Annotated in this window: 10 protein-coding genes and 1 pseudogene; 4 read left to right on the forward strand and 7 right to left on the reverse strand. The window is 68.0% G+C overall.

Annotation, left to right across the window (positions count from 1 at the left end):
* Positions 1–1,180: pseudogene (locus tag D620_RS16670) on the forward strand (hypothetical protein); the annotation flags it as partial.
* 239 nt (positions 1,181–1,419) lie between these two features.
* On the opposite strand, the gene D620_RS0111840 reads toward D620_RS16670, so the two are convergent.
* Positions 1,420–2,625, reverse strand: a complete 1,206-nt coding sequence (locus D620_RS0111840) for an NAD(P)/FAD-dependent oxidoreductase (RefSeq protein ID WP_017666029.1) — start codon at positions 2,623–2,625, stop codon at positions 1,420–1,422.
* 22 nt (positions 2,626–2,647) lie between these two features.
* On the reverse strand, positions 2,648–3,928 hold the full coding sequence (locus D620_RS0111845; RefSeq protein WP_233992066.1) for an APC family permease: 1,281 nt from the start codon (positions 3,926–3,928) through the stop codon (positions 2,648–2,650).
* A 95-nt stretch (positions 3,929–4,023) separates the two neighbouring features.
* On the opposite strand from D620_RS0111845, the gene uvrC reads away from it, so the two are divergent.
* Entirely contained in the window at positions 4,024–5,997 is a 1,974-nt protein-coding gene (gene uvrC, locus D620_RS0111850; RefSeq protein WP_017666031.1) for an excinuclease ABC subunit UvrC, read from the forward strand.
* 45 nt (positions 5,998–6,042) lie between these two features.
* On the forward strand, positions 6,043–6,846 hold the full coding sequence (locus D620_RS0111855; RefSeq protein ID WP_017666032.1) for a hypothetical protein: 804 nt from the start codon (positions 6,043–6,045) through the stop codon (positions 6,844–6,846).
* Positions 6,847–6,894: 48 nt separating this feature from the next.
* On the opposite strand, the gene D620_RS0111860 is transcribed toward D620_RS0111855, so the two are convergent.
* The 3 genes from D620_RS0111860 to D620_RS0111870 form a co-directional block, all read right to left on the reverse strand.
* Positions 6,895–7,833, reverse strand: coding sequence for an OmpA family protein (locus D620_RS0111860; RefSeq protein WP_017666033.1), 939 nt, complete (start codon positions 7,831–7,833; stop codon positions 6,895–6,897).
* A 191-nt stretch (positions 7,834–8,024) separates the two neighbouring features.
* Positions 8,025–9,845 (reverse strand): DUF885 domain-containing protein, encoded by a 1,821-nt coding sequence (locus tag D620_RS0111865; RefSeq protein ID WP_017666034.1) that lies wholly within the window; start codon positions 9,843–9,845, stop codon positions 8,025–8,027.
* A gap of 161 nt (positions 9,846–10,006) precedes the next feature.
* Positions 10,007–11,653 (reverse strand): carotenoid oxygenase family protein, encoded by a 1,647-nt coding sequence (locus tag D620_RS0111870; protein ID WP_017666035.1) that lies wholly within the window; start codon positions 11,651–11,653, stop codon positions 10,007–10,009.
* A gap of 151 nt (positions 11,654–11,804) precedes the next feature.
* Here D620_RS0111870 and D620_RS0111875 point away from each other — a divergent pair, with 151 nt between their 5' ends.
* Positions 11,805–12,623 carry a universal stress protein gene (locus D620_RS0111875; RefSeq protein ID WP_017666036.1) on the forward strand — a complete coding sequence of 273 codons (819 nt, stop codon included), beginning with the start codon at positions 11,805–11,807 and terminating at the stop codon, positions 12,621–12,623.
* On the opposite strand, the gene D620_RS0111880 is transcribed toward D620_RS0111875, so the two are convergent.
* Positions 12,620–13,945, reverse strand: coding sequence for an MFS transporter (locus tag D620_RS0111880; protein ID WP_017666037.1), 1,326 nt, complete (start codon positions 13,943–13,945; stop codon positions 12,620–12,622). The genes D620_RS0111875 and D620_RS0111880 overlap by 4 nt on opposite strands.
* Positions 13,946–13,996: 51 nt before the next feature.
* Entirely contained in the window at positions 13,997–14,920 is a 924-nt protein-coding gene (locus D620_RS0111885; protein WP_017666038.1) for an acyl-CoA thioesterase, read from the reverse strand.
* Between the last annotated feature and the right edge of the window lie 7 nt (positions 14,921–14,927).

Raw genomic sequence — 14,927 nt, forward strand, 5'->3', positions numbered from 1 at the left:
CGCGCCTGCGGCTCCGGCCCGGGCCGCACCGCCCTCCACCGGCCCTGCGCCTGCGCCGGGCGCTCCGGCTGGCGGCCCCGGCGCCGGCTTTGCGCCCACGGCCGAGCAGCGCGAGCAGTTCATGGCCTTCCGCGCGCGGGCCTGCGCCGATGACGGGCAGGCCTTCCTCGAACAGCTCGTTGCCGCGATCGACAGCGGGGCGGATATCTCCGCGCAATATCCCGGCATCGACCCGGCGCGCCTCGCGCCGATGCTCGCCCGCCTGCGCGGCGCGGACGGCACGGTCGATCCGGCGCGGCTGACGCAGTTCCGGTCGCGCATCTGCGCCATCGACCCGGCGCTGCTGGGCGGCGGCGGCGGCGCGCCGGGCGGCGGGATGGCGGCAAACCCGCAATTCGCCGCCTTCCGGACACGCGCCTGCGGGCCCGATGGCAACGCCGCCATCGCCGCGCTGATCGCCAAAATCGACCGCGGCGAGGATGTCTCGGCCGAGCTTCCGGGCGTCGACCCGGCCTTCATCAAGATGGCGCTCGACCGTTCGCGCCTGCCCGACGGCACGGTCCCGCCCGAGGCGATCGCGCAGTTCCAGCAGCGTTTTTGCGCGGCAGCACCGCAAGGGGCGCCGGGCGCGCCGGGCGGCGGGGCACCGGACGGCGGCGCGCCTGCGGGCGGCCCGGCCTTCAACCCGCTTGCGGGGCGCAACTTCCAGGGCTTCCGCTACTTCTTCAACCTCACCCACACGCTCGAGCTGAAGAACGAGATCCTGATCGCGCCCGGCCTCCAGCCGCTCGACCAGCTTGACGGGCAGGCGACCGGCGCGTTCGGCCAGCCGCGCCATTCGAGCCGTCTTGAGGCGGGCCTGTTCGGCAAGGGCATGGGCATGCGCCTGTCGGGCATCTACACCGGCGAGACCCGGCTCGACGGCGCGGTCGGCACCAGCGACATCTTGTTCGACGACATCGTCACCTTCAACCTGCGCGTCTTTGCCAATATGGGCGAGGTGACGGGGAAGAACGAGGGGCTGTGGAAGGACTTCCGCATCAGCCTTGTCGCCGACAACCTGTTCGACGCGCAGCGGCAGGTGCGGGATTCGAACGGCGTGACACCGGTCAATTACAACGCCTTCGTGATCGACCCGCTCGGGCTCTATGTCGGGATCGACCTCAGAAAGCTGTTCTGAGGCGCCCGGCGAAGTTCACGAAGTTCACATTGCAAAATCTGCAATTCAACAGGAATTATCATCTGATATCAGGCAATTGAGGGGCAAAACCGAAGTTCACACATATTTTCGCGTTCGCGCCCGCATCCCGGGCGGCGATGTCGCGCCGGATGACGGGCGCGGGGGGCGTTGCGGACGATGGCAAAGAGCGGGCGCCAGCATAGCGCGCCGCGGCGGTGTAGGAAAATGCCCGTTTCCTTTCAGCCGCGCGCCCGGGCGAGCGTTTCGGCCAGCGCCTCGGCGCAGGCATGGCCGCTCGCCCAGGCCCACTGGAAGTTGTAGCCGCCGAGCCAGCCGGTGACATCGACCGCCTCGCCGATGGCGTAGAGGCCGGGGATTTTGACCGCCTCCATGGTGCGGCTGGAAAGTTCCGCCGTGGCGATGCCGCCGGCGGTGACTTCGGCCTTGGCATAGCCCTCGGTGCCATTGGGAGCGAAGCGCCAGTCGGCAAGCATCGCCTGTGCGCCGCGCAGGTCCTTGTCGCCGCAATTGCCGAGTTCGCGATCAAGCCCCAGCCGGTCGGCCAGCGCATCGGCCAGCCTGTCCGGCAGGCGCTCGCGCAGCAGGGTGCGCAAGGAGGCGCGGGGGCGGTCGCGCTTGGCCTCCAGCAGCCAGTCGGAGGCGGCCTCGGGGAGGAAGGTGATGCCGACCTCATCGCCGTGCCGCCAGTAACTCGACACCTGCAAGATCGCCGGTCCCGATAGCCCCTTGTGGGTGAACAGCGCCGCCTCGGCGAATTCCGCCTGCCCCGCGCGCGCCAGCACCGGCGCGGCGACGCCCGACAAGTCGCGGAACAATGCGTCCGCGCCGCCGAGCGTCAGCGGGACGAGGGCGGGGCGGGGCTCGACCACCTTGAGGCCGAACTGCCGCGCGAGGCGATAGGCAAAGTCGCTCGCGCCCATTTTCGGGATCGAGGGCCCGCCGGTGGCGATCACCAGCGCGGGCGCTTCCCACGCGCGGCCATCGGCAGCGGCGATGGTGAACATGCCGTCCTCGCCGCGCGCCGCGCTGGCGATGTCGACCCCGCAGGTGAGGGTCACGCGGTCCGGCGGACATTCGTCCAGCAGCATCGCCACGATCTGCCTGGCCGACCCGTCGCAGAACAGCTGGCCCAGCGTCTTCTCGTGCCACGCGATCCCGTGGCGATCGACCAGCGCGATGAAGTCCGCCGGGGTGTAGCGGGCGAGCGCGCTCTTGGCGAAATGGGGGTTGGCGCTGAGGTAATTTCCCGGCCCCGCGCCCAGATTGGTGAAGTTGCAGCGCCCCCCGCCCGAGATCAGGATTTTCTTGCCCGGCGCCTCGGCCCGCTCGAGCAGCGCCACACGCACCCCGCGCTGGCCCGCTTGCCCCGCGGCAAACAGCCCGGCCGCGCCTGCGCCGAGGATGATGACGTCATGCTGCTCCATTGAGAGGCGCGCGTGGTCGCTTCTAGGCGACTTGTCCAGCCCGTGCCACGCCCCGCCGGGCAAGGAAGAAGAGGCCGCAGCCCAAGGCCAGCAGCACGCCGAGGATCTGATAGGCCTCGCCGCTTGCCTGGCTTGCCACCCACAAGGTGGTGATGACGGCCAGCGCTGCAACCGGCAGGTGCCATACAGGTGCAGGGCTTGTCTCGCGCCGGTCCAGCACCGGAAGGGCAAGGGCGGTGAGCAGGTAGGTAATCAGCCGTGACAAGGTGCTCGCCACTGCGAGCGTTGCGAAACCGGCCGAAAGGCTGAAGCCGACCGCCACTGCGCCGAAGAACAGGATCGACACGTCCGGCGTGAGGAAGCGCGGCGAGATATGTCCGAAGACCGACGGCAGCAGGCCGCTTTCGGCCATGCCATAGGTCATGCGCGGAATAACGATCCCGCCGCCCAGCGTGTTGCCCGCGATCGAGAACACCGCAGCCACGGCAAGCGCGATCGCTCCGGCAGGCCCTGCGAGCACCTGCGCCGCGGCGGCGAGGGCGTTTTCCCCCTCGCCGGAGACCGGGCCGATCGCGAGATAGGCCCAGATCACCAGCATGTAGAACGCGGTGACCGCTGCGAGCGTTGTCATCAGCGCGCGCGGGATGGTGCGGCGCGGGTCCTTGGTCTCGCCCGCTGCGAAGGTCGCATTCTCGAAGGCGGTGTAGGCATAGAAGGACAAGAGCACCACACTCTCGAGATCGCCGAATTCGGGCAGAGCGAAGCCGATGGCCGGATCGCGCGTGGCAAGGCCGAAGATGACGAGGCCGATGAGGGGCACGAGCTTGCCGGTGGTGATCAGCCCGAGCACGCCCACCGAGGCCCGCATCCCGACAAGATTGATCGCGGTGATCGAGATGATGAAACCGGCCGCCGCAGCGGTCTTGATGAGCGGGTCGGCCAGCACCGGAAACAGCACCGCCAGATAGGCGATGGCGACGTGTGAATTGGCCGCGACCGACACCACGCCCGAGGCGTAGCGCGACCAGCCGGCCTGAAAGCCGAGGAACGGACCGAAGGCCTGCGTCGCGTAGAGCACCGGCCCGCCATGCGCCTCGAAGCGCCCTGCCAGCGCGGCAAACACCAGCGCAATCGGCAGTACCAGCAGCGCGCCGACCAGCATCATCCACGGCGCGAAACTGCCCACTCCGGCGACAAGCAAGGCCGGCAGGGCGAAGATCGCGGCCCCGATCATGCCGTTGACCGGCAGCAGCGCCGCGCCCCAGAAGCCGACCGTGCGCGGCAGTTCTGCCTGTTTTTCCAAAATCTGCGCCCCCCGGCTGCTTTTGCCCACCTTAGCCCGCCATCCGGCCAGCACAAGCTTTGCCAAATGCGCGCGGCTTTCCTATCTCCGCCGCCATGGCCCGAACTCCCGCAGGCACTCCCCACGATCCGCGAGGGGGCGATCGCTTCAACGAGGCGCGCGCGGCGCAGACGGTCGCCTCGGCCCAGCCCGATCTCGAAGGCGGGGTGCGGGCGATCCGCGAGACGGTGAAGGTGTTGAAGCCCGTCCCCGGCGTCTACCGCATGTGCGACGCGCGGGGCGAGGTTCTGTATGTGGGCAAGGCGCGCTCGCTCAAGGCGCGGGTGGCGAACTACACCCAGATCGCCCAGCTTTCGGGACGATTGCAGCGCATGGTCAGCCAGACCCGCAGCATGGAAATCGTCATCACCAATTCCGAGGCCGAGGCGCTGCTCTTGGAAGCGCAGCTCATCAAGCGCTTCCGCCCGCCGTTCAACGTGCTGCTGCGCGACGACAAGAGCTTCCCCTTCATCCTGCTGCGCGCCGATCACGCCTACCCGCGCATCCAGAAGCACAGGGGCGCGCGGCGGGCCAAGGGCAATTACTACGGGCCTTTCGCCAGCGCGGGCAGCGTCAACACCACATTGAATGCACTGCAAAAGCTGTTCCTGCTGCGGTCCTGCACCGACAGCTTCTTCAACAACCGCGACCGGCCGTGCCTGCTCTACCAGATCAAGCGCTGCTCGGCGCCCTGTGTGGGGCGGATCGACGAGCCGGGCTATGACGCGCTGGTGCGGCAGGCGAAGGATTTCCTGTCGGGCAAATCGGGGGCGGTGCAGGCTGACCTGGAGCGGCAGATGGCCGAGGCCGCGGCGAACCTCGATTTCGAGACCGCGGCGATGCTGCGCGACCGGCTGCGGGCGGCGACCTTCATCCAGGGCTCGCAGGCGATCAATGCGCAGGGGCTGGGCGATGCCGATGTGTTCGCGCTCGCCGCCAAGAACGGGCAGATGAGCGTCCAGTCCTTCTTCATCCGGGGCGGACAGAACTGGGGCCACCGCGCGCTGTTCCCGCGCCACACGGCGGAGGTGGACGAGGCGCAGGTGCTCGCCGATGTGATGCTGCAATTCTACGAGGAAGTGCCGCCGCCGCCGACCATTCTGGTGGACCGCGAATTGCCCGAGGCCGCGCTGATCGAAGCCGCGCTCTCGGAAGTCGCGGGGCGCAAGGTCAGGCTCTCGGTCCCCGAACGCGGCGACCGGCGCAAGCTGATGGCGCAGGCGCAGCGCAATGCTATCGAAGCGCTCGAACGGCGGCTGGCAGAGACCGGCACCAAGGCGAGATTGAACCGCGAGCTGGCGGAGTTTCTGGAGCTGGACAGCCCGCCGCAGCGGATCGAGGTCTACGACAACAGCCATATCCAGGGCACCAAGGCGGTAGGCGCGATGGTCGTCGCAGGGCCCGAGGGCTTCGAGAAGGGCCAGTATCGCAAGTTCAACATCCGCGAGGCGCAATCGAACGACGACTTCGCGATGATGCGCGAGGTGATGGCGCGCCGGTTCCGCAACTTCGCGGAAGGCGAGGAAAACCCCGATGCCCCCCCAGCGCCGAAGGCGGGCGGGCACGAGACGACGCTCCCCGATCTTGTCCTGATCGACGGCGGCAAGGGCCAGCTGTCCAGCGTGATGCGCGTGCTCGAGGAGATCGGGATCGCGGATGATATCGCGGTGATCGGCATCGCCAAGGGCCCGCACCATGGGCGCGAGGGCCGCGAGGTGTTCCACTTCCCCGACGGGCGCGAGAAGCTGCTCCCCGTCAATTCGCCGCTGCTGTTCCACTTGCAGAACCTGCGTGACGAGGTGCACCGCTATGTCATCGGCGCGCACCGGGCGAAGCGCTCCAAGGCGATCACCGCGAGCCCATTGGACGAGATCCCCGGCATCGGCCCGGCAAGGAAGCGCGCGCTGCTGCTGCACTTCGGCACGGCGAGCAAGGTGCGCGCGGCGGCATTGGAAGACCTGCAACGCGCCCCCGGCGTCAGCGCCGCAGTGGCGCGCAAGGTCTATGATTTCTACCACGCGGGCGGATAGGGGGCCCCAACCCCGCCTTAACCCCTGCCGCGCTATGGCGGCGGCATGGACGTCAATCACTTCGTCATCCTGACCATGCTGGTCGTGCCGATGGTGCTGGTCGCGGTCGCGGTGCTGCTTTCCAAGGGCCTGTCCGCGCAGGACCTGCGCCGCCCCCCGGTGCGCATCGCGGGCACCGCGGCGGTGCTCGGCGCGGTCGGTCTGCCGGTGGCGACGATGGTGATCGATGCGCAGGGCGCGTTCTTCGGCGATGGCCGCGCGCTGATCGGCGCAGGGCTGGGGGTGCCCGAGGATATCGCGATCCGCGGCCAGAAGGGCGACCGGCTGGGCGATTGCTGGTCGAACCAGGTGCGCTGGTCGCTCGATCTCGATTTCGGATCGCCCGGGCGCCTTGACCAGTGGTTCGACCGCGCGCCTTGGCGCGGATCGCTGGCGGCGCAGATCGCGCGCTATTACGACATTCCGGTGGAGCAGGTATCGATCGCCCCGGGCGCGCTCGACCAGCGGGTGAAGAACCACGCGGGTGCGCAGAATGTCCCGCCGGCGCGCCCCGGCGGCCCCTGGAGCACCGCGGTCGATGGCGAGCGCTTGGTATGCGCTGCGATCCATGAGCGGGGAGGGGGCAGGGGCCTTGACCTCAGGCCCTGCGATCCGGCGGCCCTCGCGGAGGATGACGGGAGCAAGGGCTGGGTGCTGCTGCGGCGCGGCGGGGTGCCCGGCACACTGACCGGATCGGTGCGCTATCGCGGCGGGCCGGCTTATTGCACCAACCCGCTGCGCCGCTCGGTCAATGCCGTGCTGGGCCTGCCCCACCCGCCGGGCGAGCCCACGCAGTTTTCGGGGCTGTGAGGCAAGCGCGGTGCGACCCGGGGCACCGCCCTTGCCGGCCGGTCAGACTTACTGTCCGTCGAGCGCCCGGCTCACCAGCACGTTCACCGAAACGCGGCGGTTCTGTGCGCGGCCGGCGGGGGTGGTGTTGTCGGCGGCGGGATCGGCGGTCGCCATGCCGGTGGGAGTGAGCATGCGGTAGGGCTTCCACTTGCACACCTGCTGGAGGTGGTTGACCACCGCAGCGGCGCGCTTTTCCGACAGCGCCTGGTTCACTTCCTCGGAACCCGTCGAATCCGTGTAGCCAAGCACCAGCATCAGCGAATTCTCGTTCTGCCCGGCGGACTGCGCGGCGGCGCACAGTTCGGCCTTCGCCGCAGGGCTGATCATCGCCTTGCCGGTGTCGAAATAGACGTTGGTGGTGCCCTTGAGGTTATACTTGTCGATATCGCCGAGGCGGCCGCGCAGCGCTTCGGTGGCGGCGGCATTGGCCTGGATCGCCGCGCCCTGTTCGCCGAACTGCTGCTGGGTGCCGCCGCGGATCATGCGGGCGATCTGCGCGTCGTCGGCGGTAAAGCGCACCTCGCTTGCCACCAGGCCTTCGCCATAGCGCGCGGTCTTGGCAACCACCGACAGCCCGTTGATCAGCGCGTTCTGGTCAAGGGTCTTGTTGCCGATGCCGAGAAAACCGCCGCGGGTGCGGATTTCGGTTTCGGGGTGAAGCGTCACCAGCTGCACGGTGCCGTCATCGGCGGTAATCTGGAGCCGCGAGCCCTTGCGGGCCGAAATGATCCCGGAAACCTTCGGGCCTTCCTCCAGCTCGGCGAGCGGCGGCAGGGCGCCGTAGACGGTGGTGGTGGTCACCCCGTCCTCTTCGCTGATCGTCGGCGATGGCAGGGTGCGCGGCTCGATCTGGGGCTGGGTCTGGGCGGCAAGGCCCGAAGCGCTCGCGGCGCCCAGAAGGGCAAGCAGCGCGAGGCTGCGGCGGCTATGGATGGTGGTCGTCACAGTGGTTATGCTCCTGCGGTGCGGGCCCGCGATCCCGTGTGGGCCCGTGTTGTTGGCGTTCTGCGCGAGGGCCGAGGTGTTGCCCCAGACCTTGCTCGCAGGTGAACGTCAAGACCCCCGATGCCGCAGGAGCGGGCAATCGGGGCAGCGGATAAGACGAGCCGAGCCGCAAGCGGCCCGGCCACGCGCGTCTATCGGGCCGCCTGGGCCGCGATCCAGCGGTCGATCTTGGCCTCAAGCACGGTCAGCGGCAGGCCGCCGGTGTTCAGAACTTCCTCATGGAAGGCCTTGATGTCGAACTTCGGCCCCAGCTTGTCCGAAGCGCGCTTCCTGAGCTCCTGGATCTTGAGCGCGCCGATCTTGTAGGCGAGCGCCTGGCTGGGAATGGCGATGTAGCGGTCCACCTCGGCCACCACCTCGGTGCGGGTCATGCCGGAGTTTTCGAGCATGTAATCGATCGCCTGGTCGCGGCCCCAGCCCTTGGCGTGGATGCCGGTATCCACCACCAGCCGCATCGCGCGCAGCATTTCGTCCTGCAAGGTGCCATAGCGGTTCCACGGGTCCTTGTAGAAGCCCATCTCGTAGCCCAGCGTTTCGGCATAGAGCGCCCAGCCTTCGACATAGGCGGTCGTCCCGCCATAGCGCATGAAGGCGGGCAGGGCCTCGTTCTCCTGCGCGAGGCTGATCTGGAAGTGGTGCCCGGGCGCGCCTTCGTGGAGGTAGAGCGTGACGTTGCCGGGCGTCAGGCGGCTGGGCAGGTCATAGGCGTTGAAATAGAAGATCCCCGGCCGTTCGCCATCGGGCGAGCCCGACTGGTACGAACCGCCCGCCTCGAACTTTTCGGTCGAGGGGTCATAGGGCCGGATTTCCAGCTTCGACTTGGGCAGATGCGAGAACAGCGCGCCGATCTTGCCGTCGACCTGCTTGCCGATGTCGTAGAAGTTCTGCGTCAGCCCCTCGCGGGTCTTGGGCTGGAACTTGGGATCGGTGCGGACATAGTCGAAGAACTGGGTGAGCGTGCCCTTGAACCTGACCTCGCGCTGGAGCTTGACGAGCTCGCCCTTGATGCGTGCGACTTCGGACAGGCCAAGCTGGTGGATCGCTTCGGGGGTGAGCGGCAGGGTGGTCGAATCCTCGACCAACCGGGCATAAAGCGTGTCGCCGCCCTTCATCTGCGAAAGGCCGATGCTGTCGCGCGCGGCGGGCAGGTATTCGTCGCGCAGGAAATCCCTGAGCCGCGTGTGGGCGGCGTAAAGCTCGGCGGTCTTGGCCTCGTAGGCCGTGGTGAGCCGCGCCTTGTCGGCATCGGAAATGCCTTCGGGGAAGGCCTTGGTGGGCGCCATGAACTGCGAATCCGCAATCGGCGTTGCCAGCTGCGTATCGAGCTGGGTGACCATGATCCCGACCGTCAGCTTGGTCTCGACCACGCCGCTCTTCATCCCCTGCCGGAACTTGGCGATCGCGCGGTCGATGAAGGCGATGTAATCGTTGTGACGGCTGAGGTTGTCCTCGTAATTGCCGAGGGTCTTGAACTGGGCGACGCCGGTGCCGCTGGCGAATTGCGGGTAATAGGTGTGGAAGCCGAAGAAGTGGTTCAACGGGCGCACTTCGGTGAGCGCGCGCATCTCGTCGGTCACGCCCGCAAGCGCGCGCGACTGGGTGTAGTGGAACACGTCATAGGCGAGCTGGTCGGTCTCATCGAGCCTGCTGCGGTCGATCTGGGCGAGCAGGGCGAGGTTCAGTTTGGTATCGGTGCGCCCGGCAAGAAAGCTCGAATCCGTGAGAAAATCGCCGAGGCGGTCGGCGTTCTCGTCATCGCCGCGGAACAGCCGGCCGAGCGGATTGAGCGCCAACTCACGCGCGTCGGCATCCTCGAACAGGGCGAAGAGCTTGTCGTGTTCGGACTGGGGGGTGGCGGCGGCGGCCTCGGGTGCGGCGGTTTCGGCAAACGCAGGCGCGGCGAGCGCGAGCAGCAGCGCGCTCGAGGCTGCAAGGGCAAGGCGCAAGGTCATGTTCGTGGGTCCCCCGGGGATCGTTCTGCAATCGCGGGGCGCTATTCCCGGGGGCGGGCGCGCGCAAGGATGCGGGCGACGAGCGTAACAGGCGCATCGACCGGGAGCATGACGCCGTGACGTCGGGCGCCAGCGTCAGGCGCCAGAGTCAGGCGCCGGAGTCAGTTGGGGGCGTAGCGCTGCCGGAAGAAGGCGGCATCCTTGCGCAGCTGGTCGTGCTCGACCCACACCGAATGGGTGCCCGAACAGATCTTGTGCGGCAGCGCAAGGCGGCAGATCGGCCCCTTGGCGATGTCCGATGCGTCGAGGATCGCGCATTCGGAAGTGCCGGTGTTCTCGTCGATCAGGAAGGTGACCAGATACCCGTCATCCTCGGAGAGTCCTTGCCCGCCTGCCGCTGCGCTGCTTGAGGCCGTTTCTTGCCCGCCTACCGCTGCGCTGCTTGAGGCCGTTTCTTGCCCGCCTATCGCTGCGCTGCTTGAGGCCGTTTCTCGCCCGCCTGCCGCTGCGCTGCTTGAGGCGGGTTTGCGCGGGATCATCGGGCTTTCGCTCGCATAGACCCCCTCGGGCAGGCGGTAGACCTGTTCCTCGCCGGTTGCGGTATCGTGACGGACATAGCCGTTGAACAGGAACCAGCCGGGCCGGGTGGTGGTCGACCAGACGTAGCGGCTCTTGTGCATCGCGTAGGCGGGGTTGATCATCCCGAACTCGACGATGCGTTCGGACAGCCGCTCCTCGCGGGTTTCGCCGGTCTTGAGGTTGAAGCGCCAGCGGTGGAGGCGGCTCTGGAAGGAGTGTTCGTCCACATAGGCCATCATGTGGCTGTAGCGGCCCATTTCCTCGAGCGGATCGGGCATGGGCCGCGCTTGGTGATAGCCTTCGAGGATCACCTCATCCCCCTCTGACCCAGAGACTTCATACGCGTTGGTCCAGTGCAGCACATAGGTGGGCGCGGCCTCGAACCAGCGGATGTCCGCGGGGCTGCCATGGCGCGGGATCAGCGCGAAGCGGGTCGGCACGCCCTCGTGCAGCCGCGCGGCGTGGATGTTGCGCCCGAGCAGCTCCTCGTCCCAATACAGGGGCATGTCGTTGAGGATCGACCAGTTCGGCGTGATCGCCATGTCGTGCGGCAGGCGCGGGCCGGGGAGGGGAATGGGGACGTAGTGCACCAGCGCGCCGGTGCGATCCACCACCCCGTAATGCATGAAAGGGGCATGCTTTGAATAGTTGAAGAACATCATCTCCCCCGTCCCCTCGTCGACCTTGGGGTGGGCCGAGATGCCGTCCAGGGGCACCCACGGCGCCTTGCCGCGGCTGGCGAGGGTGACCGGATCGAGCATCCATGCCTCGCCGCACTGGTAAAGCGTCGCGTAAGCCGTGCCTGCGTGGACGATGATGTCGGTGCTGCCGGTATCCTTGAGCCCCCCATGCGCGCCGAAGCCGGGCCGCACGCTCGTGCCCCACGGGTCCATCAGCCCGCCCCACAGGGATCGGCCCGCGATCTGTTCGGCCTCGAAGCAGTGGGTGCGCACGAAGCGGTTGCGGTAGCTCGCCTTGCCGCGGCTGATATTGACCTGATGGATCATCGCATCGCCATCGAAGGGGTGATGGCGGCCGAGCGGCTGGTGCACCTGGTTTTCGGTGTTGCGCAGGTAAATGCCGTCGATATCGGCAGGGATCTCGCCCGCAAGCACGGTCAGCTCGGGAACGTCCACTTCCTCGTGCAGCGGCGTCCACGGCCCTGTCAGATAGGGGTGGTTCGACGGCTCGAGGCTCGTCTTCACCGGCGGGTGGCGCGTGATCTGCATCGGTCTCTCCCTCGGGCGGCAGAATGAGCGCGCGCTTTCTGTCTGGCAAGGTGCTATGCAGCCCTCACGCGCGGCCTGACAAAATTGATCCGGGTCAAGGCACAGCGCGGTTTCCGGGGCGATCATTCTCATCATGAATGGGAGACACGCCATGAAATCGATCCTGCTGCACATCGATCAAGACCCCGCCATGGAGGCGCGCCTGCAAGTCGCGCTCGATATGGCGCGCGCGACCAATGGCCACATCACCTGCCTTCAGGCGGTGAGTTACGACGTGTTCATGCCGGGCGATTTCTACGGCGCGGCGATCGCCGCGGCGCTGCCGGTGATCCGCGAGAATGCCGATCGCCTGCGTGAAAGGATCGAGCGCGAGCTGGACCATGAAGGCGTGCCCTTCGACTGGCGCTTCGAATATGGCGTCGCCGGCCAGCGCCTGATCGAGGCCTCGCCGCTCGCCGATATCGTCATCATGGGCCCGGCCGAAGCGGGGATGGACGGCAAGGGCCCCTCGGCGCTGGTGGGCGATGTCGTGACCCGCGCGCCCGTGCCGGTGCTGGTGGTTCCGCAAGGGATGACGAGCTTCGATGTCGGCGCGCCGATGCTGGTCGCGTGGAACGGCTCGGCCGAAAGCGCCCATGCCCTGCGCGCCGCGGTGCCGCTGCTGGCGTGCTCGGTGAAGGTGACGCTCGCCTGCGTGGTCGAGGAGACGGGGGAGGGGAAACGCTTCGATCTGCCCAGCACCGAGGGCGCGAAATACCTCGCCCGCCACGGCATCCCCTGCGAGATCGTCGAGATCCCGCGCGGGGAAGCGAAGATCGCCGATACGCTGTTCTCGGCGGCCCAGCTGCGCGAATGCTCGCTGCTGGTGATGGGCGCCTATGGCCATTCGCGCCTGACCGAACTGGTGCTGGGCGGGGTGACGCGCCACATGCTGAGCGAGCCGGCGATGCCCGTGCTACTTGCGCACTAGGCGCGCGGGGTCTCCTCCGGGGCCGCCTCATAGGCCTCGGACAGCAGCCGGTAGGAGCGCGAGGCGAAGGCGGCGAGGGTCAGCACCACGCCCAACAGGCCGGTGATGCAGAACACCAGCGCCATCCCGCGCGCCGGGCCGGTGCCGAACCAGCCGCCGATCAGCGCCGCGCCCGCGCCGTCGGTCATCAAGGGGATCGCGATGAACTGCGTCAGCGGCCCGATCAGGAAGGCGGTGAGCGGCGAGGCGGCCTGCTCGACCGACTGGGCAAAGCCGAACACCCGCCCCTGCCGCTCGTAGGGGACGACCCGTTGCAGCGTGGTCTGCTCGGCGGCCTCGGCGAAGGGGCCGAAGAACATCCACACCGCGCAGCCCACCGCCAGCAGGAGGATCGAAGCCTGGACGGTGAACAGGCTCGCCGCCGTCCAGGTGATAAGGTTGACCAGCAGCAGCGTACGCAGCGGCTTGCGGCCGAGACCGACGCGGGCGATCACGATGCCGCTGGCGATGAAGGCGCAGGAGGTGATGGCCCACAAGAGGCCCCAGTCCTCGACGCTCATCAGCGACAGGCCGTAGCCGTCCATCAGCGCCATGAACACGCCGCCCAGAAGGTTGTTGAAGGTCGCGAACAGGATCAGCGCGAACAGCCCCGGCACCGCCGCCACCACGCGGATGGTGCCCTTGAGGTCGATCTCCTTGCGTCCGCTTTCCGTGGCCGTGTCGGGCACGGGATCCTCGAAGCGCACCAGCGGCAGATGCACGATGGCGAGCGCGCTGAAGCCGATCGCCAGCACCAGCGGGCCGCGGATGCCGTCCCACGCGACCAGAAAGCCGCTGATCGCCGAGGTCACCAGAAACCCGAGGCCGCCGACCATCCCCACCAGCCCGTTGGCCTTGTCGCGCCGCTCGGGTGGGATCAGCAGGGTGACGAGCGTCGACAGAGCGATCATGCGGATATTGCCCGCGATCACCGCCAGCATCACCAGCACGATGAAACCCCACAGCGGCCAGCTTGCGGTCTGTGCCATCGCCTCTTCGGGCGTGACCCAATAGACCCCGAGCGCCGCCGCATAGAGCGCCAGCGAGGCCGCGCTCGAGCCGAGCATGATCGGCTTCTTGCGGTGGTGATCGACCAGCGAGCCGAACCATATGGCGAACCCGCCGGTGAAGAGCAGATGGATGCCGCCGATCATGCCCGTCACGAACACCGACTGGGTTTCGAGATAGGCCCAGAACACGAGCGCGAACCAGACCGTGAAATTGACCACGTTCTGCAAGAGGTTGTTGGCGAGAATCGCGTGGAACGGGTCGATCCGGGGCATTGGCCGCTTATCCCCCGCCGCCCCCCGCCCGGCAAGCGGCGCGGGCGGTGGTTACGCCTTCACCCTCTTTCTCATCATCCCCTCCTGCGCGACGCTGGCTACCAGCTCCCCCGCGAGGTTGAAGATACGTCCGCGGTTGAACCCGCGCCCGCCCCCGCTCCACGGCGCGTCGGTGGCGTACAGCAGCCATTCGTCCGGGCGCGCTTCCCGGTGGAACCACAGCGCATGGTCGAGGCTCGCGCCGACCAGCTCGCCGCGCATCCAGCTGAGGCCATGCGGCAGCGCGCTGGTGCCGAGCAGGGTGTAGTCGCTGGCATAGGTGATGATCGCGCGGTGAAGTTCGGGCGTGTCGGCCGCGCCGGTGATCGGGGCGACCACCCGGAACCACGAATGGGCGCGCGGCGCGCGCGGCTCGCGGCTCATCCAGTGGAGCGCATCGGTGGTGCGGATCTCGACCGGGCGCGGGCGCAGCAGGAAGCGGCGCTGCTGTTCGCTCATCCGGTCGCCCAGCGCTTCGGCAAGTTCGCGGCGCTGGTCCATGTCGGGGCGCAGCGTATCGGGGGCAGCGACATCGGGCATGGGCGAATCGATGTGTTCGAGGCACTCTTCAGGCAGCTGGAAGCTGGCGGTGAGGTTGAGGATGGGGACGGGCATACCGTCCTCGCCCTCCTGACTCGCCACGACCCGGCGGTTGGCGAAACTGCGCCCGTCGAAATCGCGTGCGATGCGGTATTCGATCGGAGCGCCCTCGCGCCCGCCGCGCAGGAAATAGGCGTGGAGCGAATGCGCGGCCTTGGCGTCCGCGACCGAGCCTTGCGCCGCCTGCAAGGCCTGCGCCAGCACCTGCCCGCCGAACACCCGCCCGATCCCGTCGGTCTGGGCGGCGCCCGCATAGACATCGGCGGCGCGCTTTTCGACCGTCAGCAGCCGGACGAGGCCGGCGACGAGTTCTGCATTGGTGGGCGTGTCAGTCATGGCTTGC

The organism is Porphyrobacter sp. AAP82 (assembly GCF_000331285.1).
GTDB lineage: Bacteria > Pseudomonadota > Alphaproteobacteria > Sphingomonadales > Sphingomonadaceae > Erythrobacter.

Bases quoted from the DNA above. Each gene is read 5' to 3' on its own strand.
- D620_RS0111885 (WP_017666038.1), bottom strand. From the start codon at position 14,920: ATGACTGACACGCCCACCAATGCAGAACTCGTCGCCGGCCTCGTCCGG.
- D620_RS0111840 (WP_017666029.1), bottom strand. From the start codon at position 2,625: ATGGAGCAGCATGACGTCATCATCCTCGGCGCAGGCGCGGCCGGGCTG.
- D620_RS0111865 (WP_017666034.1), bottom strand. From the start codon at position 9,845: ATGACCTTGCGCCTTGCCCTTGCAGCCTCGAGCGCGCTGCTGCTCGCG.
- D620_RS0111870 (WP_017666035.1), bottom strand. From the start codon at position 11,653: ATGCAGATCACGCGCCACCCGCCGGTGAAGACGAGCCTCGAGCCGTCG.
- D620_RS0111855 (WP_017666032.1), top strand. From the start codon at position 6,043: ATGGACGTCAATCACTTCGTCATCCTGACCATGCTGGTCGTGCCGATG.
- D620_RS0111880 (WP_017666037.1), bottom strand. From the start codon at position 13,945: ATGCCCCGGATCGACCCGTTCCACGCGATTCTCGCCAACAACCTCTTG.
- D620_RS0111875 (WP_017666036.1), top strand. From the start codon at position 11,805: ATGAAATCGATCCTGCTGCACATCGATCAAGACCCCGCCATGGAGGCG.
- uvrC (WP_017666031.1), top strand. From the start codon at position 4,024: ATGGCCCGAACTCCCGCAGGCACTCCCCACGATCCGCGAGGGGGCGAT.